Source organism: Bacillus sp. 220_BSPC, from assembly GCF_001054655.1.
In the GTDB taxonomy this organism is placed as follows: Bacteria; Bacillota; Bacilli; order Bacillales; family DSM-1321; genus Peribacillus; species Peribacillus frigoritolerans.
On record NZ_JVPL01000221.1, the window covers coordinates 1 to 2,622 of the forward strand.

Genomic DNA, 2,622 nt, shown 5'->3' on the forward strand with positions numbered 1-2,622 from the left:
ATAAGATTGGTTTCAATGGCCAAATCAGTTGCAACTGTACTTGGTGTTAAAGCCGTTACACGGATATTATGCTTTCTTACCTCTAGCATGAGTGATTCCGTTAGTCCCAAAACAGCAAATTTAGAAGCGCTGTAAGCACTTGTAACAGGTGCTCCTTTTTGGCCCGCAGTTGAGGAGATATTCACAATATCTCCTGATTTTCTTTCAATCATATCAGGTAAAACGGCTCTTGTTACATTATATACACCCATCAAGTTTACTTGGATGATGTTTTCCCATTCTTCAGGAGTTAAATCAAGAAAACCGCCAAATTTAGCTATACCTGCATTGTTGATTAAAATATCAATAGAACCTAGGTCTGATTTGATGTGTTCAACAGCTTGATGAACTGCTTCAAGATTGGCTACATCTGCTGTTGCTGCTGAAACGTTCACATCATATTGCTCTAGTTCCGCGGTTACCTTTTCAAGATTTGACATCGTTAATCCAATCAATCCTAAATGAACTCCTTCTTTTGCTAAAGCAATCGCAGTAGCACGCCCGATTCCTCTGCCTGCCCCAGTAATTAAAGCAGTTTTTCCTTTTAATGAAATCATGATACCATTCCTTTTTAAAAAATTTTAGAATAATTGTTAATAATAACAAAATAATGTTTTAAAGACTAACCAAAAGACCGCAAAGTTTCTTTAGTATGTTTGCGGTCTTTTGGTTATTACATACTTAGGACTATGTTTTATTCAAGATTGGCATGTCTGCCATACATCTTATTGGTATCTAATCCCTTTTTCTCCATGAATCTCAAGATGACGGCATCATAAAAAAGTAAAAGGGTCTGCTCAAATAGTGAGCCCATTGGTTGGATGGTTTTATAATCGCCCTCTGATTGGTCTTTGGGGGATCCAGGCAATTTAATGGTGATATCTGCTAACTGTCCAATAGTGGAATCAGGGAATATCGTGACAGTTGCAATTTTACCACCAATGCTTTTTGCTTTTTCAGCCATGGATACTAAGCTTTTCGTTTCCCCGGATCCGGATCCGATGATTAAGATATCCTCTTTTTCAAAGTTGGGAGTTACAGTTTCACCGATTACATAAGAATCAATTCCCATATGCATCATCCGCATGGCGAAGGATTTGGCCATGAATCCGGATCTGCCTGCACCGGCGACAAAAACCTTTTTCGATTCAAGTATCCCGTTGACGAGTTTTTCAGCTTCTTCATCTGAGATTAAGTCGGCTGAATGATTAAGCTCTTTTAAGATTTCTGCTAAATATTGAGTCGTCTGCATCTTAGGATTAACCTGCTGTAACCGTTTGTTCTTTGATCATTTGTTGCATTTTGGCAGCAGCAGCTTTTTTATCAGCTTGTCCAGTAATCCCGCCGCCTACAATGACAAGGTCCGGATTTACTTTTATGACTTCTGGAAGTGTTTCTAATTTAATGCCGCCTGCGATGGCCGTTTTAGCATTTTTAACCACACTTTTGATGGTTTGTAGATCTTCAAAAGAATTTTTTCCGACTGCTTGAAGATCGTAGCCCGTGTGAACACAAATATAATCCACGCCCATAGTATCCACTTCTTTAGCACGTCCAGCAAGGTCTTTTACCGCAATCATATCGACAAGGATTTTTTTACCTTGTTTTTTCGCTTCTTCTACAGCACCTTTAATCGACATATCTTCAGCCGTTCCAAGAATAGTGATGATATCAGCACCTGCTTCGGAAGCTTTCATCACTTCATATCCAGCAGCATCCATAATTTTCAGGTCTGCTAATACTTTTAAGTTAGGGAATGCTTCTTTTACTGCCTTTACAGCATGGAGACCTTCGTTGATCACAACCGGTGTTCCGATTTCTACGATATCAATATGCTCCTCTACTTCTTTTACCAATTCGATTGCTTCTGGAATGTTGACTAAATCTAATGCTAATTGTAATTCCATCTATGTTTCACTCCTCATAATTTTTTAAGCTTGTTGCACAGTAGTAATAATGCCCATTGTTCACTTTCATTTCTCCTGGTAGCCGTAACCAATGCTCTTGTTAACAATGTTACAGTGTTAGTATAATGTGTATATTAAAAGTGTGAAAGTACGCACTTTATTGTTACATAGTGTTAAAAAGTATACTATGTGTTATTCTATATAGAAGTGGAGGTGAAACAAATGTCACGTATGCAGGAAAAAATGTTTAACTGTGAAAAAGAATTAACGCTTTATGTTATTGGCGGTAAATGGAAAATGCTGATTTTGTGGCATTTAGGAAAAGAGGGAACGAAGCGATTTGGTGAGCTGAAGGCTCTTATGCCGGGCATTATTCAATGAATGCTTGTTAACCAATTACGCGAGCTAGAAGAAGACCTCATTGTTGAACGAAAAGTCTATCCTGTTGTTCCGCCAAAAGTAGAATATTCATTGACCGAACAAGGAAAAAGCTTAATGCCAATACTCGATTCCATGTATGAATGGGGTAAAAACTATATGGAGAATGTGATGGATACTCCTGCCAATAAAAGTGCACCTATTAAATAGCAATCATTCTAAAAAGAGGGGATTAAAAACCACAAGTAGACTTTTAATAAGTCAAGACTTGTGGTCTTTTTATTTGCAATGATCCAGT

General features: G+C 37.9%; 3 protein-coding genes and 1 pseudogene. 1 reads left to right on the forward strand and 3 read right to left on the reverse strand.

Annotated elements, in window-relative coordinates; all coding sequences use genetic code 11:
- The 3 genes from ADA55_RS17485 to hxlA all read right to left on the reverse strand — a co-directional run.
- Positions 1 to 596, reverse strand: a 596-nt coding sequence (locus ADA55_RS17485) for a 3-ketoacyl-ACP reductase (RefSeq protein WP_048686229.1), incomplete at its 3' end; no start/stop codon positions are given.
- 137 nt (positions 597 to 733) lie between these two features.
- Positions 734 to 1,291: a 6-phospho-3-hexuloisomerase gene (hxlB, locus tag ADA55_RS17490; RefSeq protein WP_048686231.1), complete on the reverse strand. Its 558-nt coding sequence runs from the start codon at positions 1,289 to 1,291 to the stop codon at positions 734 to 736.
- 7 nt (positions 1,292 to 1,298) lie between these two features.
- Positions 1,299 to 1,946, reverse strand: a complete 648-nt coding sequence (gene hxlA, locus ADA55_RS17495; RefSeq protein ID WP_048686234.1) for a 3-hexulose-6-phosphate synthase — start codon at positions 1,944 to 1,946, stop codon at positions 1,299 to 1,301.
- Between the two features lie 222 nt (positions 1,947 to 2,168).
- Between hxlA and ADA55_RS17500 the strand changes: the two are divergent.
- Positions 2,169 to 2,534 (forward strand): annotated as a pseudogene (locus ADA55_RS17500) (winged helix-turn-helix transcriptional regulator).
- Positions 2,535 to 2,622 lie beyond the last annotated feature (88 nt).

Excerpts from the sequence above, each read along its gene's own strand:
- hxlA (WP_048686234.1), bottom strand. The coding sequence starts at position 1,946 with ATGGAATTACAATTAGCATTAGATTTAGTCAACATTCCAGAAGCAATC.
- hxlB (WP_048686231.1), bottom strand. The coding sequence starts at position 1,291 with ATGCAGACGACTCAATATTTAGCAGAAATCTTAAAAGAGCTTAATCAT.